Origin of the sequence: Desulfovibrio sp. SGI.102, from assembly GCF_050314315.1 — a bacterium.
GTDB lineage: Bacteria > Desulfobacterota > Desulfovibrionia > Desulfovibrionales > Desulfovibrionaceae > Desulfovibrio.
The window spans coordinates 30,775-52,113 of record NZ_JBNPNC010000012.1; the positions used below are offsets into that span (position 1 = coordinate 30,775).

The 21,339-nt window shown below is 59.5% G+C and carries 17 protein-coding genes and 1 tRNA gene; 9 read left to right on the forward strand and 9 right to left on the reverse strand.

The features are described from left to right. Nucleotides 1-34: 34 nt before the first annotated feature. From ACQRCJ_RS04480 to ACQRCJ_RS04495, 4 genes are all read right to left on the reverse strand, one after another. Nucleotides 35-1,336: a TRAP transporter large permease gene (locus ACQRCJ_RS04480; RefSeq protein ID WP_427799400.1), complete on the reverse strand. Its 1,302-nt coding sequence runs from the start codon at nt 1,334-1,336 to the stop codon at nt 35-37. Between the two features lie 9 nt (nt 1,337-1,345). Further along, the gene (locus tag ACQRCJ_RS04485; RefSeq protein ID WP_168935694.1) at nt 1,346-1,816 is read right to left on the reverse strand and encodes a TRAP transporter small permease; all 471 of its coding nucleotides are present in this window, start codon (nt 1,814-1,816) and stop codon (nt 1,346-1,348) included. A 93-nt stretch (nt 1,817-1,909) separates the two neighbouring features. Beyond that, on the reverse strand, nt 1,910-2,986 hold the full coding sequence (dctP, locus tag ACQRCJ_RS04490) for a TRAP transporter substrate-binding protein DctP (RefSeq protein WP_168935693.1): 1,077 nt from the start codon (nt 2,984-2,986) through the stop codon (nt 1,910-1,912). A 66-nt stretch (nt 2,987-3,052) separates the two neighbouring features. Continuing rightward, the gene (locus ACQRCJ_RS04495; protein ID WP_168935692.1) at nt 3,053-4,003 is read right to left on the reverse strand and encodes an AEC family transporter; all 951 of its coding nucleotides are present in this window, start codon (nt 4,001-4,003) and stop codon (nt 3,053-3,055) included. A 259-nt stretch (nt 4,004-4,262) separates the two neighbouring features. Between ACQRCJ_RS04495 and ACQRCJ_RS04500 the strand changes: the two genes are divergently transcribed. Then, entirely contained in the window at nt 4,263-4,562 is a 300-nt protein-coding gene (locus ACQRCJ_RS04500) for a hypothetical protein (protein ID WP_168935691.1), read from the forward strand. A 354-nt stretch (nt 4,563-4,916) separates the two neighbouring features. Here ACQRCJ_RS04500 and ACQRCJ_RS04505 read toward each other — a convergent pair whose 3' ends face one another. From ACQRCJ_RS04505 to ACQRCJ_RS04525, 5 genes are all read right to left on the reverse strand, one after another. Continuing rightward, complete coding sequence (locus tag ACQRCJ_RS04505; protein WP_168935690.1) at nt 4,917-5,771, reverse strand: formate/nitrite transporter family protein; 855 nt, start codon at nt 5,769-5,771, stop codon at nt 4,917-4,919. Between the two features lie 122 nt (nt 5,772-5,893). Continuing rightward, on the reverse strand, nt 5,894-7,033 hold the full coding sequence (locus ACQRCJ_RS04510) for a UDP-N-acetylglucosamine 2-epimerase (protein WP_168935689.1): 1,140 nt from the start codon (nt 7,031-7,033) through the stop codon (nt 5,894-5,896). Between the two features lie 16 nt (nt 7,034-7,049). Next, nucleotides 7,050-7,916, reverse strand: a complete 867-nt coding sequence (locus ACQRCJ_RS04515; RefSeq protein ID WP_427799401.1) for a metal ABC transporter permease — start codon at nt 7,914-7,916, stop codon at nt 7,050-7,052. Beyond that, nucleotides 7,909-8,748, reverse strand: coding sequence for a metal ABC transporter ATP-binding protein (locus ACQRCJ_RS04520; protein WP_168935687.1), 840 nt, complete (start codon nt 8,746-8,748; stop codon nt 7,909-7,911). The genes ACQRCJ_RS04515 and ACQRCJ_RS04520 overlap by 8 nt, the downstream gene beginning before the upstream one ends. After that, the gene (locus ACQRCJ_RS04525; RefSeq protein ID WP_427799402.1) at nt 8,732-9,664 is read right to left on the reverse strand and encodes a metal ABC transporter substrate-binding protein; all 933 of its coding nucleotides are present in this window, start codon (nt 9,662-9,664) and stop codon (nt 8,732-8,734) included. The genes ACQRCJ_RS04520 and ACQRCJ_RS04525 overlap by 17 nt, the downstream gene beginning before the upstream one ends. Before the next feature lie 149 nt (nt 9,665-9,813). Between ACQRCJ_RS04525 and mobA the strand changes: the two genes are divergently transcribed. The 8 genes from mobA (at nt 9,814) to ACQRCJ_RS04565 (ending at nt 20,970) form a co-directional block, all read left to right on the forward strand. Beyond that, nucleotides 9,814-10,437, forward strand: a complete 624-nt coding sequence (gene mobA, locus ACQRCJ_RS04530) for a molybdenum cofactor guanylyltransferase (RefSeq protein WP_427799403.1) — start codon at nt 9,814-9,816, stop codon at nt 10,435-10,437. Between the two features lie 284 nt (nt 10,438-10,721). Beyond that, nucleotides 10,722-13,175, forward strand: coding sequence for a PEP/pyruvate-binding domain-containing protein (locus tag ACQRCJ_RS04535; RefSeq protein WP_304014787.1), 2,454 nt, complete (start codon nt 10,722-10,724; stop codon nt 13,173-13,175). Next, nucleotides 13,176-14,876 carry a sensor histidine kinase gene (locus tag ACQRCJ_RS04540; RefSeq protein ID WP_168935684.1) on the forward strand — a complete coding sequence of 567 codons (1,701 nt, stop codon included), beginning with the start codon at nt 13,176-13,178 and terminating at the stop codon, nt 14,874-14,876. Between the two features lie 9 nt (nt 14,877-14,885). Continuing rightward, nucleotides 14,886-15,266: a response regulator gene (locus ACQRCJ_RS04545; protein WP_006005507.1), complete on the forward strand. Its 381-nt coding sequence runs from the start codon at nt 14,886-14,888 to the stop codon at nt 15,264-15,266. Between the two features lies 1 nt (nt 15,267). Then, nucleotides 15,268-17,913 (forward strand): PEP/pyruvate-binding domain-containing protein, encoded by a 2,646-nt coding sequence (locus ACQRCJ_RS04550; protein WP_427799404.1) that lies wholly within the window; start codon nt 15,268-15,270, stop codon nt 17,911-17,913. Nucleotides 17,914-17,990: 77 nt separating this feature from the next. After that, nucleotides 17,991-18,066, forward strand: a tRNA-Val gene (locus ACQRCJ_RS04555). A gap of 289 nt (nt 18,067-18,355) precedes the next feature. Continuing rightward, a complete protein-coding gene (locus ACQRCJ_RS04560; RefSeq protein WP_301964499.1) occupies nt 18,356-18,577 on the forward strand; it encodes a helix-turn-helix domain-containing protein in 222 nt (73 codons plus the stop codon). A gap of 248 nt (nt 18,578-18,825) precedes the next feature. Further along, the gene (locus ACQRCJ_RS04565) at nt 18,826-20,970 is read left to right on the forward strand and encodes an AAA family ATPase (protein ID WP_427799405.1); all 2,145 of its coding nucleotides are present in this window, start codon (nt 18,826-18,828) and stop codon (nt 20,968-20,970) included. Nucleotides 20,971-21,339 lie beyond the last annotated feature (369 nt).

Below are 21,339 nucleotides of genomic sequence, written 5' to 3' on the forward strand. Positions count from 1 at the left end.
TCAGGCAGCAGCCATAAACAGGTTGCCTGCCGGTTTACATCTGTCCCAGCATGCGCGGCACGAAGGTCGAAAGATCAGGGAAGATGATGATGACCACCAGGGCCAGCAGGGAGGCAAAAATCAGCGGCAGGGCCGCCTTGCTGATGCGTTCCATGCTGATGCCGCTGATATTGGCGCCTACATACAGGTTCACGGCCACGGGCGGCGTCACCTGCCCCACAGCCAGGTTGACTGTCATCATGATGCCGAACCAGACGGGGTCCCAGTTGAAGTGGGCCATGATGGGCAGCATGAAGGGCAGGAAAACGTAATAGATGGAAATGGCGTCCAGCAGCATGCCCGCCAGCAGCAGGATGATGTTGATCATCAGCAGGACGACCCACTGGTTGTCCGAAACAGCCAGAAGCACGGCGGAGCCTTTTTCCACCAGGCCCACAGTGGAGGCCACCCAGGAGAAGAGGCCCGCACAGGTCACCACCAGCATGACCACGGCCGTGGCCCGGATGCTGGCCGCGAAGATCTCGACCAGGATGCTGATGCTGTTGATGGTGCGGTAGATGAACACCCCCACGAACAGGCCGTAAAAAACGGCCACGGCCGCGGCTTCCGTGGGTGTGAACACGCCGCCGTAGATGCCGCCCAGGATGACCACAGGCGTCATGACCCCCCAGAAGGCTTCTTTCAGGGCGGTACCCACGCTCTTGCCGCTGGGCTGGCCCCTGTATCCCCGCTTGCGGGAGATGATGAGCACGGCCGCCATGATGAACAGGGCCACCACGATGCCCGGCACGAAACTGGCGGCAAAGAGCGCGGGCACGGAAACATCGGCCACGCTGCCGTACACGATGAAGGCGATGCTGGGCGGGATGACGATGGCAAGGCCGGAGGTGACGGAAACGGTGGCCGCGGCAAAGGCCTTGTCATACCCGGCCCTGGCCATGCCGGGGATAAGGATAAGGCCCAGGGCCGCCACGGTGGCAGGGCCCGAACCGCTGACAGCGCCCCAGAATGTGGCCACTGCAACAGTGGCCACCGCCAGGCCGCCGGTCATGGAGCCCACAAGAGCTTCCATCAGGGCCACGATGCGTGCGGCGATGCCGGAACGTTCCATGATATAGCCGGCAAGGATGAAGAAGGGGATGGCCAGCAGGGGGAATTTGGCTATGCCTGCAAAAAAGTTGTAGGAAAGCATGCTGAAGCCCAGGTCCCATTGCCAGACGACGACCAGGGCAGAAAAGCCCAGGGCCAGCGCGATGGGCACACGCAGGATCAGCGGGATGGCGAACAGGACCAGCAGCCAGAAAGCCGGATCGTGCAGCAAGGATGTGGTTTCCACACGGGCCTCCTAATAGCTGCCGCTGCGCAGGTCAGCGCAGGCACGTTGCAACATGCGAAAAATGGTCAGTACGGAAAAAAGCGGGGTGGCGATGGTATACCACCAGACAGGGACGGCCAGCGCTTCGGAAATGACTTCCAGCTCGTATTCGTCCCGTACTTCCAGCCAGCCCGTCCAGGCCAAGGCCCCGAAAAAGCCGAGGCAGAGCGCCATGGAGAGCAGATAGCAGCAAAAGCGTAGCGACTTGGGCAGGGCATCGTACAGGATGCTCATGCCCAGATGGCTGCCGTCACGGAAAGAGCGGGCCGAACCGAGCAGGACGATCCAGACGAAGAAGTTGATGGTCAGCTCCTCCGTCCAGGCAAAAGAAAACGGTGTGCAGTAGCGCACGACCACATTGACAAAGGCGATGGTCACCATCACCGCCAGCAGCAGCGCGCCCAGCATCTCTTCCAGGCGCGTATCCAGAAAACGCAGCATCGAATCCATCCGGTGGTTGAAAGGGGAGGGCCGGGCCCTCCCCGCAAAACGAAAAAACAAAATCAGCAAAGCCTGCCGTACGGGGATCGCTCCCTAACGGACAGAGGCCATATCCTCCTCGGCGGCCTTGACAAGGTCGGCACCGATCTTGGCGGTCCAGTCCTTGCGGACGCCTTCCGTGGCCTTGGCCAGGGCGGCGATCTGTTCGTTGCTCAGGCGGGATACCGTCATGCCGTTGGCTTCCATGACCGCGTAACAATCCGTGGTCTCGGGCAGCTTATTGATGCTCTTGAGGTAGGCCAGGGCGGAACCGTCGTCCATGCCCAGACGGGAAAGGGCCTTGCCGTACTTTTCCGTTTCGGCGGCGCATTCCAACAGCAGCTTCTGGTCTTCAGGGCTGAAGGACTTCCAGACGCGGGGGTTAACGCCCAGCATCAGGGGGTCGATGATGTAGTGCCAGTCGCAGTGGAACTTGTGGTAATCCCAGATCTTGAGCGGGATGTTGATGCCGTTGGTGGGGTTTTCCTGACCGTCCACCACGCCCTGCTGGAAGCCGGTGGTGGCTTCGCTCCAGTTCATGTTGACGGGGTTGGCACCCAGGGCACGGAAGGTTTCGATGAAGATGGGGCTGCCCACCACACGGATCTTTAGACCGCGCAGGTCTTCAGGCTTGGTGATGGGGCCCTTGGAGGTGGTCAGCTCACGGAAGCCGTTCTCGGTCCAGCCGATGATCTTGACGCCCTTCTTTTCCACAGCCTGGGTCATCATCTTGCCGGATTTGCCGGCCAGGATGGCATCCATGGCCTTGTAGCGGTTAGGCTGCACGGCCAGGAAGAAGGGCAGGGCGGGCAGGTTCAGTTCCTTGATCTGGGGAGACCAGTTGATGGTCGAGGCCAGGGCAAAGTCGATGGCGCCGTTGCGCAGCAGCAAAAATTCCGAAGTCTGCTTGCCGGCCAGCAGCTGGCTGGAGTGATAGACCTTGATGTTGATGCGGCCTTGGCTGCGCTCGCGCACCAGGTCGGCAAAGAACGTACCGGTCATGCCCCAGCCGGAGGTGGCGCCGGGCACGACGCTCAGTTTGTACTCGCTTTTGTACGGAGCTGCCGTTGCCGGCAGGGCCAGCAGACAGGCGCACACGGCCATGACTGCCCAGCGGTAGAAACCTTTCATGAAACATCCTCCTCAGGATAGAACGTCCTGCCGTGGCCACAGGTCCCCACGACACGCGGCAGCATCTCACAACAGCGGCAGAACGAAATACAGCACAGGCAAAATGACGACCAAGGCCAGGGTGGAAAAGATCCACAGCGCATTGGCCATGTCCACGTCGAGCCCGAACAGGGCCGGAGGCACCAGGGCCGTCATGGCAACGGGCATGCAGGAAAGGACCGTCACGACCCGGAGCGGCAGCCCCCCGTCGATGCTGCCGAGCCCTGCCAAGGCGGCCAGCGGCACCAGCAGCAGGGGAACGCCGATGAATTTGACGATCGCCAGGGCCGCGGCCTCACGCGCGTAGCAGGATACGCGGGAAAGACGCAGCCCGAGCCCGATGGCAAAAAGAAAAAGCACCGTGGCAAGAAGCATGGCGGCCGCAGCCACGGAGCCCAGCGGCGCGGGACGGGGAACGCCCAGCATGTTGAGGGCAAGTCCCAGCCCGAGAGCTGTCAGGATGAGCAGCAGCACAGGATCAGGCCGGAAGGAGCGCAGACGGAACGCACCTTCGCCGCCCCCGAGACGGCGTGCCACAGGAAAGGAGATCCCGAAGTAGAACATTTCTTCGCAGATCCGGAACAATGCCACGATGGCGATGGCCTTTTCTCCAAAGAACATAACGGAGACCAGGGCCCCCACCGCGCCCAGATTGGAGAATGTCCCGCAGCAGTAAAAACTGCCGGTACGCGGCGAATCCAGATGCAGGGCCCGGGCGACACGCAGGGAAAGGAGGCCGCCCCAGATCCAGGAGGCGATGCCCAGAAAGGGAAGGGCCAGCAAACGGGAATCCGGTGAGGGCAGACCCCACAGGGAAAGCATGGCCGAACAGGGAATGAGGCAGAAGACGGCGAAGGTTTGCAGGCGCTTCCGGATGCTTTCCAGCCGGGGACGAGGAATGCACAGCAGATGCTGCGCGGCATGACCCGCGGCAAGACTGAGGAAGATGAGGCAAAGGGAAAGGAGCAACCTGTCCATAAAAACGCGATCCGGATTCTGGCATCGGCGACATGAAGGCCATACATGTCATTTCTGATTCCGATGCCCCTGTCATGCTAGGCGCAGGTCTTTATCTTGTCAAAGCCTATCTGACTGCTTGGAAGATTGTCATGGAGCAGAAGGGCGGGGTAGGCTGTTCGTGCGGGCTGCGCATATGGCCATCCCGGAAGATGCGTGGCCCTTTCCGGACAAGGCCGGCTCCGTCCGGGCGAAGTCCTTTCTCTTCAAGGAGATATCGATGCAGAAAAAACTGCTTGTTTTTCTTGTCCTGCTGCTGATCCTTCCTGTGGCCTGTATGGCCAGAGATTTCGACGGCTTCCGTGCCGATGTGCCCCCGGGATGGGAGGTCATGGAGGAAAAGGGCGCCATGGTGGGGTTCGTATCGCCCGACAGGGAAGCCATTGTGACCGTGACCGTGGCCTCAGCCCAGGATGTCGATCCGGCAGCCTTCGCTGCCGAGATGGCCCAAGGCCTGGGGGGAGCGATATCATGGAAGAAGATGGTGTCTACAGCTTCGCATTCGGGGATAATGGTGTGACTGTCGTCCATGTTGCCGGTACGGATCTGCGTGTGATCTCCATCATCGGAGGACATCCTGCCCTGGAAGGGCTGATAGACAGTATCGAGTGGCGCTAATCTCCGGAAGGGGGAGCAGCCTTGCAGTATCGCATCCGCTGCAAGGCAGTACGGTCTGGCCGGTCGAAAAGATTGCAGGTACGAGGTCGCTCGTGGCGCGTGGCGGTCTTTTGAAGACTCTCTGCCAGGACAGAAAAAGGCGGACATCCGTTCGTGAAGGGATGTCCGCCTTTTATATTGTCTTCAGCGGGAAAGGGAGCGAGAGGCGTGGACATCCTGTCCGGCAGTGCCCGGGGCCTCTCGTCGGGCCTATTTTTTAGTGGCCCTGTCTGGCCGTCAGCGCCCCCCGGTGCGTCCACCAGTGGATCATGCCGACGAACAGAGCACCGCCGGCGATATTGCCCAGGGTGACGGGGATGAGGTTGTGGATGGCAAAGTTGCCCCAGGTCAGACTGGCCAGCGCCTCGGCGGACAGGCCCGAAGCCTTGGCAAAAAGTTCGTTGCCTGCGGCCATGATGCCCGCCGGGATGTAATACATGTTGGCGACACTGTGCTCGAAGCCGGAGGTGATGAACAGCCAGATGGGGAAGAAGATGCCCAGCATCTTGCCGGTCTGGCTGCGGGCGCTCCAGCAGAACCAGACCGCCAGACAGACCAGCCAGTTGCACATCAGGCCCAGGTAGAAGGCGGGCAGAAAGTCCAGGGCGACCTTGCTGGCGGCGATGCGCAGGGTCACACCGCCAAGCATCCCGGCGCCGCTGGCGAGCTGGCCGGACGTGACGATCATGTGGGCAAGGAAGAGGCTGCCCAAAAAATTGCCGATGTAGACGAACAGCCAGTTGCGCAGCATGGCTGCCAGGGTGATGCGTTTTTCCGCAAGGGCCATGCACATGAGCGTATTGCCGGTGAAGAGTTCCGCCCCCGTCAGCATGACCAGCATCAGGCCCACGGGAAAGATGGTGCCTGCCAGACATTTGCCCAGACCGTAGGTCTCCGGCCGGGCGAGCAGGTTGAAGGCGGCCATGTTGGAACCTTCCGCAGCAAAGGCGATGAAGGCCCCGGCCCAGAAGGCGAGCACGATCTGACGCACCCAGCCGGCTTTGGCCTTTTTCTCTCCCATGGCTATCCCAAAGGCCACGGTTTCCGGTTGACTCAGCATAAGCGCATCCATGGTTCCTCCCGGGGATTGTGCTCTTCTGTACAGGGCAAAAAAAAGATTGCCCGGTGAAAACACCAAGCAATCCTTGTTTCGCGTTTTTCCCTGATTGTCAACAGGTTGCGGAGGATAGAGCGTCAATCATCCTGTGGACCGGAGGCGCTGTCCCCCTGAGGGATGCCGTCCGCGATGTCGGCAAGGATGGCCATGACGGCAGCCGCCACCCGACGGGAAGCCTGACCGCTGGTCCCGGGCAGACCCGGATGTGGACAGGGCTGGAGTACGGTTCCTCCGGCGGCGGCCAGGTCTGCGGCAGAGGTGCAGGCGATATGCCAGCCGTTCTGCACGGCGGCCGACCCGGACGGTACCGGAGGAAGCAGCAGGGCACGCTTGCCGGCATACAGGGCCTCCCGCTGCAGGGCAGGCGAGTCCGTCACGACGAAGGTGCTGGCGCATACAAGGGACAGGAAGGCGATGTGCGTCAGAGGCGGCAGGATGCGTATGCCGTCCGGGATCTGCTGCTCCCGCTCCTGGAAACAGGCAAGGGCGGACGGATGCTGCACCAGCAGGACGGGACGCTCCTGCCGGGCGTGCAGGGCCTGCAATCCTTCCAGCAGGGAGCGGATGCCGTCAGGGCTGCGGAGGGCCGCCGGCCGGGAAAGATAGCAAAGGATGAATTCCCCGAAGGTCGCTCCATGACGCTCTGCCTCCTCAAAGGGCTGCAGGCGGGGGCGGTCCTGCTCGAACAGGTCATAGAGGGTATCGCCTGTGACGCAGGTCCCCCGTTCCATCTGCCGGGCATGCAGATCTTGTTCATCGGCAGGATCGAGACAGCAGAGCAGACTGGACAGGCGGTCCGTGAGCTCGGCATGCCGCCCTTCCGGGCTGCTCATGCCTTCCGGGCATTGCCCGGCGCCCACATGGATGACCGGGATACCGTGTTCCGTTGCGGCCAGAGCCGCGGCCAGCGTCGTGACGGAATGGCCGTAGACAAGCACCGCGGCCGGGGCTTCCCGATGCAGCAGCAGACTGGCGCTGCTCATGATGTGGGCCAGCAGGCTCGCATCGGAAAGGGAGGCCGGGGCCGGGCCCAGCCGGTGGCAGGGCGTGACGCCATAGTCGTCGAGCAGGGGAGCCCAGAGGGCGTGATCCCCTCTTTCAGAAGAAAGGACGAGGCGGGGCTCCCAGGCACGGAAACTCCGTACCGTACGTTCTACGGGGATATGCTGCAGCAGCTGGGAGCGGCTGCCGACAAAGACCAGGACGCGCATGCTCATGATCAGGCCTCCCGCATCACGAAAGCCGGTGGGGACGGCGCAAGCGGGCCCACACGCTGCTGAGGGCGAACCAGACGCAGGCCACAAGGATCATGGTGGCGCCGCTGGCCGTGGACATCCATTCCTGTGCCGAGAGCAGCAGACCGGCTACCCCGGACGTGACGGCCACGACCTGGGCCCACCAGAACATGCCGCCCGCCGTCTGGGCAAAGTTGCGGCCTGCCGCCGCCGGGACGATGAGCATGGCCGTGACCAGCAGCACGCCCACGGTCCAGACGCAAAACATGATGACCAGGGCCAGCAGACCGGAAAAGGCGTATTGCCACAGGCAGACATTGATGCCGTGGACACGCGCCATGACAGGATTGAGAGCGATATAGAGCAGACGGTTGTAACCGATGATCTGAAAGATCAGCAGGGCGACGAACAGAACGGCCAGACAAACGATCTCGCCCTGGCTCACGGTCAGCACGTCACCGTAAAGGAATTGCTGCATGGTGCGGGCCATGCCCGGCTGGCGGCTGACAACGGCCAGACCGAAAGCCACGACGGCCGAAAAGACGATGCCGATGACCGTGTCCGAGGAAAGGGCGCTGCCCCGGCGGACGGCCATGACGGCCAGACCCACCAGCACGCCGAACGCAGGCATGGACCAGTGCGGGTCAATCGAGAGCAGCAGGCCCAGAGCCACACCGGCAAAGGCCGAATGCCCGATGGCATCGGAAAAGAAGGCCATGCGGAAGGAGATGACCTCCACTCCCAGGGCGGCTGTCATGGGGGTGAGCAGCAGGACGGCCAGCAGGGCCTGCTGCATGAAGCTCAGCTTGAGGCAGTCCAGCGGCAGCAGGGAAAGCATATGGCAGATGGAGGAGATATCAGGCATGGCGCTGCCCCTTGTCTTCCCTGCCCGCAGGGGCCATGCGCAGGGCGTGGCACAGGGCGCCGCACTTGTTGCAGGCGGCTTCAGGGTGTTCGCACTGGTTGGGGTAAAGATGGATGGGCACGCCGAACAGCTTCATCAGGGTAGGGGCCAGCAGGGTCTGCTGGGGCGGCCCCTGGGCAATGACCTTTTTGTTCAGCCCGATAACGTGATCGGCGTAATGGGCCGCCAGAGGCAGGTTGTGGGTCACCATGAGCTGGGTAAAGCCCTGTTGCTGCCGGGCATTGTCGAGGACCTCCCAGAAAAGGCGTTCCCCCTGAAAGTCCACTCCCGCCGCCGGTTCGTCCAGCAGCAGGATCTCGGGCTCACGGGCCAGGGCTGCGGCCAGCAAGACGCGGCGCAGCTCCCCGCCGGAAAGGTCGCTCATGCGACGGCGGATGAGGTGTTCCGCATGCACGGGCGCCAGAGCCGCACGGGCGCGCCGGGAAGCACTGCCCTTGATGCCGAGCCAGAGGGGACGGCGCTGGTGCCCCAGGGAAAGGAATTCGGCCACGGTCAGGGGCAGGGCGCTGTCCATCTGTAGGTTTTGCGGCACATAGGCCAGGCGGGGTCTCCGGCCGCTTTTCCCCTGCATGCGGATCTCGCCGGTATAGGCGATCTCGTTGATGATGCAGTGCAGCAGGGTGCTTTTTCCCGCGCCATTGGGGCCGACCAAGACCGTGCTGCTCCCCTGGGGGACGGCAGCCGATATGTCCTGCAGGATGTGGAGATCCCCGCGGCGGACATCCACATGGGCGATGTCGATGGCCGCAGGCTGATTAGTGAGAGAAGGCATTTTCGAGGATCTGGCAGTTGTTGCGCATCTGCTGTTCAAAATGGTTCACAGGAGTATTTTCCGGCCCCGAGGCCATGGAATCCAGCTGGATGACGGGGATGCCCGTCTCGGCGGCCAAGGTCTCCAGAGGACGGGGCGAGAACTGGGGCTCGCCTATGAGCAGGGCGGGCCGCTCTTTCTTGATGTGCTCGATGCATTCCAGCAACCGGGCGGCAGAGGGGGCCTGCTCTTCGTTCTCCTGCAAAACGTCTATGACCTTCAGGCCTGCGGAACGCATCATGTACGCCAGGGAATCGTGTTGCAGCAGCACGCAGGCACCGGGATGGGCGGCCCCCAGGGCGGCAAGCCGGTTTTCCAGATCCAGCAGGCCCTTTTGCAGGGCAGCGGCATTGCGCCGGACGGTTTCCGCCTGTTCCGGGCAGGCACGGATCAGGGCCTCGGCCATGGTCCCGGCCATCTGGGCCGCAGCAGCAGGAGAAGTGAAGACATGCGGGTTGTCATCGTGATGATGATCGTGCCCTTCTTCCTCATGGTCGGAGCGGCCGGCAAGCAGGGCGATGCCCTGGCTGCAGTCGGCTTTGCGGGCTTCGGCCTGGGCCAGGGCCGGGGCGAAAGCTGCCTCCAGGCCAAGGCCGTTCATCAGGATCACGTCCGCAGTCGCCACCTTGGTCAGGTCGGCCGGGGTCGGCGCGTAATCATGCGGGCAGCCGGTGGCGGCAGGGATCAACAGGTCGAGCCGGACATTTTCCAGACCGGCCACCAGAGGACGGGCCAGCTGCCAGACGGGGTACGTTGTTGCCAGGACATGGACGGGTCGTGAGGCCGCCTGCAGGGACAGGGGCAGCAGCGACAGGAGGGCCAGGATCAGGAGGCTTGCAGCCGTTCGAGAGCTGCATCGGGGAGCGATTGCGAGCATAGGATGAATCCGAAAATGATTTTCAAAAAACTTAGTAAAGAACTCGGCTGTCTGTCAACCACAGACTTGCCAGCCTCTCCGGCGGGCATTATGCTGGCAGGAAGACGTCTTGGCAAGGCCTTTTGTGGCCGCCAGTGGCAGGAGGGAGCGTGGTACGGATCGCCGGTGTCGTTTTGGCGGGGGGGCGTTCCCGGCGTATGGGCCGGGACAAGAGCCTGTTGCGGCTGGGAGGGGATACTGCCCCGACCCTGCTTGAACGGAGCGTCGCCCTGCTGCGGCCGCTGTGTGAACAGGTCTGGGTCTCGTGCCGTGCCGGGCAGACGTATGCCCGGCAGAATTGTGTGCCGGATCTTCTGCCGGCTTCCGGCCCCATCTGCGGCGTCCATGCGGCTCTGGTCCGTGTCCGCGCGGAAGGTATCCCTGCGGTGCTGGCACTTTCGTGCGACCTGCCGCTCATGCATACGGGCATGTTGCGACGTCTGGTCGCAGCGTTTGCCGCCTCTCCCCGCCAGTCCCTGATGACGGCCTTCATGGCGCCCAATGGCTGGACGGAATCCCTGGCCGCCATCTACCGGGTGGAGGCCGCCCCTTTTCTGGAAGCTGCTGTGGCCCGAGGGCATCTCAAGATGCGGGAAGCCGTGCCCCTCGAACTGCAATGCTTCGAAAAGTACGGGGCGGAAGACGCCCGTGCTTTTTTCAATGTCAACACACCGCAGGATCTGCAGCAGGCAGCAACCGCCCTGGGGGGGGACCATAGCGCAGGAGACGGGTGAGAAATTTGCCGAAATCCCTGACCGGGCTTGAATCTGCGGCCTGCTTGGGATATTATGCACAATATCCTGCAAATCGTTTTCCCGGCCTTCTGTAAAACGGCTGATCCTGCCGTCCCTTGTTTTTTCGGACGAGGAAGAGAATGTTTTTAAGCAAATTTTTCAAACGGTTTACCAGCGATAAAAAAGGCAGCTCCGCCTCGGACTGCAGCCCGGAACATACGTTTGCCGTCCGGCATCATCGCTTCAAACTGTTTTTGACGGCCTGGAACAAATTCCAGGAGAACATGACCTCACTGGAATATACCCTGTGCTGTGACCATCCCTTTGGCCTGCACAGGGTCCGGGCCCTGTGCACCAGCGTGGCCACGCAGGTGTACCAGTGCATCCAGCATCTCGAACGCCTCAATCCTTCCCAGTGCAAGGCCCTGTACGAACGCTTCGACCATTTGCAGACAGCGGTTGCCAGTGAGGTCTACCCGCATGTGCAATTACTGGAGGGACCGTACATCATCCCGCTGGAAGAGGCGGGCCGTGCAGCGGAGGCCCATCTGGCCGACAAATCCACGGCCCGTCTTGGCGAGCTGCGCCGTCAGAGCCCCGATGTGGTCCCTGACGGTTTCGTGGTGACGGCCGCAGGCTGCATGAGCCTGTTTGCCGGTACGGGGATGCTGGAAGAGATGAACCGGCGCATCCAGGCCGCAGGGGGGTACCTCCCCGAGACCTTGCAGGATCTTTCGGAAAGCCTGAGCGAACTGACGGAAAGCACGCCGTTACCGGACAGGCTGGTGGAAGAATTTTGTGCCGTGCTGGCGGAGCTGCGCAAAAAATGTCCGGGCGAGATGCGCCTGCTGTTCAAAGGGCGCTTGTGGCCCTGCATGGATGACGGCGAGGACACGCCGGGCACGGATCCCGGGCTGCTGGTCTGGGGCCCCACTGTCTCCTTGCATGCCTCCGATATGGATATCCTGGCTTCCCTGCATACGACGCTGGCCCGCAAGCAGCAGGCCCAGGCCCTGGTTTACCGGCGTGCCCGCGGCCTGATGGAAGCCAATGCCCGCATCTGCATCACCTGCCTTGCCGTGGAGGAGGACAGCTTTGGCGGCATGGCCCATACGGCCAACCCCATCGACCTGAAGGGCGGTAACGTCCATATCTATTTCTGTAACGGGCTGCCGCAGGACATGGAATACTCGCTGGTGCCCGTCAATGTGATGCATGTTTCCCGGACCCCGCCGTACAAAGTCAGCGCCCGATGTATGCATGACGCCGAGGACGGCAGTTCCTTTTCCGATCAGGCCGCCGCTGATGTGGCGGCCTTGGCCATGGAGCTGGAAAATATGTCCGGCTGTCCCCAGTCCATGGTCTGGCTGCGCACGCCGTCCGGCCGGACGCAGGTGCTCATGGCGCGCCCCATGGTCATCAAGGCCCGGACCCAGGAAGAGCGTGAAGACGAGGCCGAGTCCCGCGCGGATGACAATCTGCCCGCGCCCCTGCTGACCGGCGGCGTCACCACCAGCCGCGGCAGGGCCTGCGGCCCGGTGGTCATCGCCCGTTCCTGGTCTGATGTCCTGGATTTTCCTGACGGCGGCATCCTGGTGGTGCAGCGCGATCTGTACCAGTGGGCTTCGCTGGTGGACCGTGCCGGGGCCATCATCGCCGAGGACGGCCTGCTGGGCTCGCGCCTGTTCTCCCTGGCCCGCGAGTTCGGCATCCCGGCCATGTTCGGCCTGGCCGGAGCCATGGAAAAGCTGACCCCGGGCGACAAGGTGACGGTCTGCACGGAGATGGGCTGTGTCTTCACCGGCCAGCTGGACGAGCTGCTGGCCCAGGCCCGTCCGCCCCGCGACTATCTGCCCGGCAGCCCCGTGTACCGGGTGCTGCAGCATGCGGCGGAACATATCCTTCCCCTGACCATCGACGTGGACAGCGTGGATTTCAAGGCGGCCAACTGCCAGACCTATCATGATATCGCCCGCTACTGTCATGAAAAGGCCGTCAGCGCCATGTTCACCCTGGGGTCCGACAAGCAGTACGCGGCCCAGCGCATCAAGCAGCTGCGGGACAAGGTCCTCAAACAGTTCTGGGTCGTGAACCTCAATGACGGCTTCGGCAAGGTCCAGCCCGGCCCGGTCATCGATGTGGAGGACATCACCTCCATCCCCATGCAGGCTATCTGGCACGGCATGAACGCCTATCCCTGGCAGGGGCCCCCGCCGGTGGACGGCAAGGGCTTCCTTTCCGTGCTGTTCGAGGCCACGGCCAATCCCAATCTGGATCCGGCGGCACAGACGGCCTACTTTACGGAAAAGAACTATTTCATGGTTTCGCGCGACTATTGCAGCCTGCATTCGCGCTTCGGCTTCCATTTCGTCTCCGTCGAAGCCCGGCTGGGGGACCGTACGCCGGAAAATTACGTGGCCTTCCAGCTGCGCGGCGGGGCGGCCAATATCGAGCGCCGCATCCTGCGGGTGCGCTTCGTGGCCGATCTGCTGTGGGAATTCGGCCTGACGCCGGTGGTCCGCAATGACGCCGTGACAGCGCGCCTTGAAGGCATGGATATGGAAGAAGGCCAGTGCCTGCTGGCTGTGGCAGGCTATCTGACCATCCATACCCGCCAGCTGGACATGATCATGCAGGACAGCGCCAAGGTGGCGGCGACCCGCAAGACCATGCTGAACCATTGCCGTATCTTGCTGACTGGTGGAGACCTTTCCCAGATTTCAGCCAAGGAGGAGTAGATGCCTTCCACACGGGAATACAGACGCATCTTCCGCCGTCTGTTCGTCACGCATCTGGGGCTTGCCCTTTTGCCGCTGGTGGCACTGGGGATCTTCAGCATAGACCGCATCAATTCCATCTATGATGAAAAGATCTCTGCCGGTATCGAAGCCGTTTGCAGCAGTAAACACCGGGCGCTGGATACCTTTTTGCATGAGCGCGTTTCCCAGATAAAAACGCTGGCCTTTACGCATGACCTTGCCGAATTGCGGGATCCCGACCGGCTGAGCCGTATCTTCACGGTCATGCAGCAGAGCGGGCGCTCCTTCGTGGACCTTGGCATCATCGGCATGGACGGCCGCCACATCTCCTATGTGGGGCCGTTCGACCTGCGTGATGCCAACTACGTCAATGCGCCTTGGTTCACCGAGGTACTGCGCAAGGGCGTTTTCGTCAGCGACGTGTTCATGGGCTTCCGTAATGTGCCGCATTTCATCATCGCCGTCCTGCGTCATGAAGGGGGCGAGAGCTTCATCATGCGTGCCACCATCGACATGGAAGCCATCAACAGCCTGCTGCAGCGCGTGTACTCCGGGGAGCGCAGTGACGCCTTCCTGATCAACGAGCAGGGCGTGCTGCAGACCGATTCCCGCGATTACGGCCGCATCCTGGAACACTTTGATGTCACCTTGCCCAACGTGCTGCGTCAGGGCATCGCCCTTGTGCCCCTGCCGTCCCAGCCGGGAGACAGCGTCAGCAAGGAGCCTTTGGCGGCCATGATGCATCTGGATTCCATGCCCTGGCTGCTGGTGGTGGTGGACGATGTGCGGGAAAGCCTGGCTCCGCTGCACCGCCTGCGCATCTATATCCTGCTTTTCGTGGGACTGGGTGCCGTGCTGGTCACGGTGGGTGCCTTCCTGGGGACGCGCTACATCGTCTCTTGTCTGACGGCCGCCGACCGCAAGCAGGCCCATATCGACGCCCGCATGCTGCAATCCAGCAAGATGGCGGCTCTCGGCAAGATGGCCGCAGGCGTGGCCCATGAGGTCAACAATCCTCTCATGCTGATCCAGGAGAACGCCGGCTGGATCCGTGACCTGCTGCAGGACGAGAACCCCAAGAACATGGTCAATTACGACGAGATCATGGAGAGCACGGACAAGATTGAAAAGCACGTGCAGCGTGCCAAGGGGATCACGCAGCGCATGCTGGGCTTTGGCCGGCGCATGAATCCCGGCCGCTCGGAGATCATGGTCAACGTTCTGGTGGATCAGGCGACGGAGTTTCTCAAGACCGAGGCCCGCGGCCGCAATATCACCATTGAAAAGGACTTTTCCGCCGATGTGCCGGTCATCCTTTCCGATTCGGCCCAGCTGGAGCAAGTGTTCATCAACATCATCGACAATGCCATCGACGCCATAGGCAAGAATGGCTCCATCGCCGTGCGCACCGAACCCTGGGAGGATGGCGCACGCATCTACTTCAAGGATACGGGGCCGGGCATGGACGAAGAGACCATGCAGCGTATCTTCGATCCTTTCTTCACCACAAAGGCAGTGGGCGAGGGTACAGGGCTTGGCCTGGCCATCTGCTTTACGATTCTGGAAAAGCTTGGTGGCCGTATAGAGGTCAGCAGCGTTGTTGGGCAGGGGACGACATTCTGTATCAGCCTGCCCGCGGAACCGCCGAGCCAACCCCTTGAAACCAGCGAAGACGCTTAGGAGAATGCCATGCACGCACTCTTTGTTGATGATGAAGTGGAATTCCTGCAGCTGATGGAAAAACGTCTGTCCCGCCGCGGCATGACCATCGTGACGGCTCCTGACGGGCAGAGCGCGCTGGATATCGTCACGGAGGCTATGAAGCAGCCCGAGACCATGTTCCAGGTGGTGGTCATGGACGTGCGCATGCCCGGCATGGATGGGCTGGAAACGCTGCGCCACATGAAGAAGATCGCCCCCAAACTGCCTGTGCTGCTGCTGACGGGCCATGCCTCCCTCGGTGTGGCCGTGCAGGGCATGGATCTGGGGGCTTACGACTATATGCTGAAGCCCGTGGCCATCAACGAGCTGATCATCAAGATGGAGGAGGCGGTTCGCGCCGCTGCGTGATATGTCCATATTTACACGATTGCGACACTTGCTGGGCGGGCAGAAAGAGCTGAGCCCCGAGGATCTGGCACGCGAGGAAGAGCTGAAAAAGCAGCTCCGCGAACGTTGTGCCCGGTTCCGTCGCCTGCTGTCCTCCAACAAGAACGCGCTCGAGATCATGAGCGAAGTGGAAGAGGCCCTGGCCGGTTCGCGACCCTTCGGCATGAGCTATGTTCGCGGTGCCGGTACGCGGGCGGCAACGGCCGTGTACCAGATGGTACGCGAGCTCAACGCGCTTTCCGACAACCAGTACGAAAGTTTGCAGACCGCTTTCAATGATGTCAGCGGCCGCATCACCGACGTGCTGGAGCGGAAGAGCCTGGTCACGGACGGCCCCCTGCTGCTGCCCCTGACGGACATCCGTCTGGGGGACATGCCGCAGGTCGGCGGCAAGATGGCCAATCTTGGCGAAGTCTCCGCCAATGTGGGGCTGGCCGTGCCGGACGGTTTTGCCGTGACGGTCAACGCCTATCATGCCTTCATGGAATACAACGGGCTGCGTGACGAGATCTCCCGCCGCATCCAGAGCGCGGACATGGACAGCATGGACGATCTGTTCAGCCTGTCGGCCGCATTGCAGCAGTGCATCCTCAACGCGCCCTTGCCGCCGCAGCTGGAGCAGGCCATCGAAGAGGCCGTGGCGGGCATGGTGGAACGTTGCGGCAGCGAGCTGCGCCTTGCCCTGCGCAGCAGCGCCGTGGGCGAAGATGCTCTGGGCGTGACCTTTGCTGGTCAGTACAGGTCGGAATTGAATGTCCTGCCCGAAGAAGCCTGCGAAGTCTGGAAGGAGATCGTGGCCAGCAAGTACGCGGTCACGGCCATGAGCTACCGTTTCCAGCGCGGCATCCCGGATGAGGCCGCGCCCATGAGTGTGGGCGTGCTCAGCATGGTGCAGGCGCTGGCCGGCGGTGTGGCCTACAGCCGCGACCCCGTGGCCAGCCGGCAGGGAAGGGGACAGGTGACGCTCAATGCCGTTCCCGGGCTGCCCCAGGCTGTGGTGGACGGGGCCGTTACGCCGGACGTGTTCGCCTTCAGTCGCCAGAATCCGCCGGAACTGCTTGAAAAGCATATCGCCTACAAGGCGTTCCGCCTGGATTGCGCTCCCGAGGCGGCACAGGGCGTCAGCCGTTCCGATCTGGAAGGCGAGGCTGCTGTCCGTCCCAGCCTGACGGATGCCCAGGCCCGTGAGCTGGCGCAGGTTGCCCTGGCGCTGGAAGAATTCTACAACGAGCCGCAGGACGTGGAATGGGCGCTGGAACCCTATGAGGGCAATACGCGTATCGTGGTCCTGCAAAGCCGTCCGCTATTCGAGAGCGCGCCCGACCAGGTGGAGGAAGCCCCGGCGGCAGTGGCCGGAGAAGAAGACCCCGGCGATCTGCCCGTCCTGGCACAGGGCGGTATGGCCGTCAGCTCCGGGGTGGCTGTGGGACCTGTTTTCGTGGCCCGCAAAGACGCGGACATGCTTTCTTTCCCGCGAGGCGGCATCCTGGTCATCGAACGGGCGCAGCCCCGCTGGGCCACGCTGCTTTCACGGGCTGCGGGCCTGATCAGCGAAACGGGCGGCATGGCCGGGCATCTGGCCTCTGTGGCACGGGAATACAAGCTCCCGGCCCTGTTCAGTCTGAAGGATGCCAGCCATCTGCTGGAAAATGCCGGTGAGGTCACGCTGCTGGCCGACCGGGGCACGGTACTGGCCGGGAGCCATCCCGAATTGATCCCGGCAGGGGCGACGCCCCCCAACCTTATGGCCGGGAGCCCCGTCTATCAGCGCCTCAAGGAACTGGCGGCCCTGATGACGCCCCTGCATCTGCTGGACCCGGATTCGCCGGATTTCTCGCCGGCCAATTGCACCAGCCTGCACGACATCACCCGCTTCTGTCATGAAAAGGCCGTGGGCCTGATGTTCGACAGCGAGGCGGCCCTCAACCGCAACATGGGCAAACAGCTCAAGGTGGGCGTCAAGCTGCAATACTGGGTCATCGACATGGATGACGGCTTCAAGCGCAGCGTCAACGGCCCGCTGGTGGAGCTGGGGGACATCGCCTGCAAACCCATGCTGGCCCTGTGGAACGGCATGGTGGCCGTGCCCTGGGCCGGGCCGCCGGCGACCAGCGCCTCTGGCTTCATGAGCGTCGTGTTCGAGAGCACCATGAATCGGGAGCTGGAAAGTACGGCGCCTACGGCCATGGCTGACAAAAACTTCTTCATCATCGCCTCGCGCTATATGATCCTGCAGGCCCGGTACGGGTACCATTTCTGCACGGTGGAATGTCTTGCGGGCGAGGATGAGCACGAGAACTTCGTCAGCTTCCAGTTCAAGGGCGGGGCAGCGGACGTCAGCCGCCGCATCCTGCGCGCCAGGATGCTGGCCGACCTGCTGGAGAGCCACGGTTTCCGCGTGGACATCAAGAATGACTCCATGTTTGCCGTGGCGGAAGCGTACAATGCCGAGGAGACCCTGCGCCGGACGCGTCTGATCGGCTATCTGCTGATCCACAGCCGTCAGGTGGACATGATCATGAAGGATACCGTGCGGGCAGCGGCCCTCAAGGAAAAACTGGCCGGAGATATGGCAGCGCTGATGGCAAAGCCCTTGCAGTTCAGCTGATCGGCGGCTGCGGTTGACACGCGTACGGCGTTATATTAGAAGACGGCATGCCTTTTCCGCTCTGGAAAAGGCAGCTTGGGCAGTTAGCTCAGCTGGTTGAGCACCGCCCTTACAAGGCGGGGGCCACAGGTTCAAGTCCTGTACTGCCCACCAAGGAAATCAAGGGGTTACGGATAAATCCGTAACCCCTTTTTCTTTTGTCCCAACACCATTCCCAACACGCACGCGAAAAAATAGCACCAAGTGATGAAAAATCTTCGTGCGTAATCATGCTGCTTGTCTGCGGATTACCTTCTACGTTTCTCGCTATCTCCCTAGAGCACCTGGTCTGCCTCATTTCCACCAGACTCCCTTTTTCATCAAAAGGGAGTCTGGTCATTTTGGGTACATTCAGTACAAGTAGTCATCAGGAAAAAGGTTCTTAGCCTGAAGGAGTCCTAAGGTGAGAGATGAAGTGGATACCGAACAAATTGCGCAAAAGTGGCTGACCGAGAAGCAGGTAAGTGTTTTGACGGCAATGAGCCTTTCGACACTCCGTGCCCACCGTTTTAAGAGGTGTGGTTTACCCTACACGAAATTTGGGAAATCTGTTCGCTATGCCCTAGCTGATGTCGAGGCATTCATGAAGGAGCACAAAATTTTTCCTGCAACTGGAAATCCATAGTTGTAGATCCCCCTGAGTCGTGAACGGTGAACCAGCCCAGCGAAGGAGAAACCACCATGATAGACCTGTACCCCCCTTAACCCACCACTCGAGTCTCTGGATAGCTATCCTACAAATATCGTAAGAATTTTTCCCCTTTCACCCTTTAGCACGGATTGAGTCCTGACTGCTGCTCTTTAAAAATTGATAGGGATTTCAAGGAACTGTTTTAGTAAGAAATAAATTCTAGTTACCTATAGGAGAATACAATGCTGCGTGATAAGGATTACGAGTTTCTGAAGTTTGCATTTTTAAAGGAATTTATTCTAGATTCCGCAAGACATATTGAGTCTACTTGCGATAAGTATCGTACTGTTTTTGATGATATAACCTATTGGCGTAAAAATACTTTTGCCTATGTGTATTACACGAATAATTATGATAAGGAAAAAAATTTCTACAATAACTGTATGGCTTATTATGAATGTGAATTGTATCAAGCATTACTTGAAGCACTTAAGTCAATGGGGATTAGCAGTTCCTCAATATTCGATGTTCATAAAATAAAAGGAACTGATGTAATCAGTGACATCTTAACTAGAAATTATGATGCACATCGATACAAACGTTATAGCCTTAAAAAGATAGGCTGTTTTGAATATAAAAATAAACTAATGCAGTATTCTGATGAGATCGAAGATACTATATTTGGAAAAATAAAAATATACTATATTAAGTATGAATATAAAAGTGAAAATAGTATAAAGCGCTTGTGGATTCCAGCAATGCATGCATTAGAAAGGCAAGTTATAGGTCTACTTCCTCTACCAGCAACCTGCCTCAATAAAGAGAAGATTGAAAAAAATGATACTCAGACAATCATATTTTTTGCTTCTAGTGAAGTTGCGTTAGAATGGTGCCTCATTGATAAAAAATATAAGTTACTCGATGACGGTGGATATATAGTCTCTGGTATATTCGATGACAGGCACTATGAGGATGTAGATCTGAAAAATATTCTGTGCGGGAAGAAAGTTGTTTTGGTTGCTTCTCATGAAGATGAGCGTCTTGATGGGTTAAAAAATATCATCAAGGTACTTGAGGACGCAACTTACTTGTTGTATATTTACCCTTGGCTCATTACAGAATTGCCCTATTCGAGAGAGGATTTCCACAGTAACAGCATCATGTACGCAAGAGCTGAAAAGAACGACTACTTCTCAAATCTGGAAGATCCGGTCCTGCTGCTGAAGAAAATCGAGAGAGAGGCTCTCTCCGTAGATGAGTACAAGAAATGGAGAAAGGCTATCACCACACCTGAGGTAGCTCCCGGAGAGGCTTCTGGGGAACTCTGCTTGGCCTCTATGAGCGAAATAATGGCTACGAGACAGATGATGCCTAAACAGCCACTGTCTTGGGAGAGGCTGTTTTCTCAGTCGTCGTATGTTATGCTGTGGGGGCCAACCAATTCCTACAAATCTCACGTTACGGCCAAGATCGCCTGTGGGCTTGCTGGAGGACATGAGGTGTTTGGTCTCAGCACAATGGGGAAACACAGGGTAGCCTACTATGATGGAGAAAACGATGAAGAGGCACTGTGCGAAATCATTGCCAGGGTCGGAGAAAACTCCTCTCTCGAAAATCTCCTGTTCCAGAAAGCCCATATGAACCTCCTCAAGAACAAGGAGAAAATCTTTGAGGACTTACGCAGGCAGAACGTTGATATCGTCATTATCGACAACGTCAGCTCGCTAATTCCTGAGGCGACACATGGAGGAACAGGATTTTACACTGACTTTGCCGAAGAGCTGAAGAAACTGGGGATTGCGATGCTGCTCGTCCACCATGCCAACAAAACAGGGCAAGCTCGTGGAGACAACACGCTGGAAAATCTGTGCAAGACGATTTTCTACGTCAAGACTGTCGGTGAAGGCGACCTGGAGAATGTTGACGACTGTTTCTCGAATCCAGTAAGGCAGGCTCTTCAAAAAGGAAATGCTGTGGTCCAGTTGTCCGTGAAAAAATGGAAGCAGGGGGCATGGCATCCTACTCTGATGCTGGAACACGATGAGAACGCACAGCGCTTTGAGCTGCTTGCAGGCACATGGGAAAAAAGAGCTCCTGAGCACTCCGAGCAGCCGATAAACCCTGATACGGAAAGCACTCCCAATTCCCGTGAGCAGGTAGCCGAAACTCAGCAGGAGATGGGCAAGGACGCCTCTCTTTCCCCTGATGCCAACAAGGTGCTGAAGGCAGTTGAAGAAGGGAGATCCGTGAGCAGGCAGGAGATCGAGGATGTCACAGGACTGAGCAAGGGCAAAACGATTCAGTGCCTTAGTAAGCTGGTTTCAGAGAAAAGACTGGCAAAGTGCGGTCAAGGCAAGGGGACCTACTATACCCCGATTACCCGCTAACCCCACTGGGAAACAGCGCAGTTGAGCTATAAAACCCCCTTGGGAGGTTCGAGCCCCCAAGGGGGTTTTCTGGTTTCTTCCGTACCAATTTCGCCTGAATGAGGCCGAACTGTGGCGAAAATTTGGAGATGCTGTCTCCGTTTACGCTTCGTTTGCGTGCCCAATGCGTCGTAAATCAAGCGAATAATTTTCTACTTTCTAAAAAAGATGATATATTTCAATATGATAATCTAGTATGCCTGGGGAGAAATAATTTTCTGTAAAGGACACTTCTGAAACTCCTCTTCGCCTGGTGCTCCTGTATTCCATCTGCTGCTGAGATAGGCTGGTCTTTTACCCTTCCGATGCCTTGGGAGGATAGCGACTTTT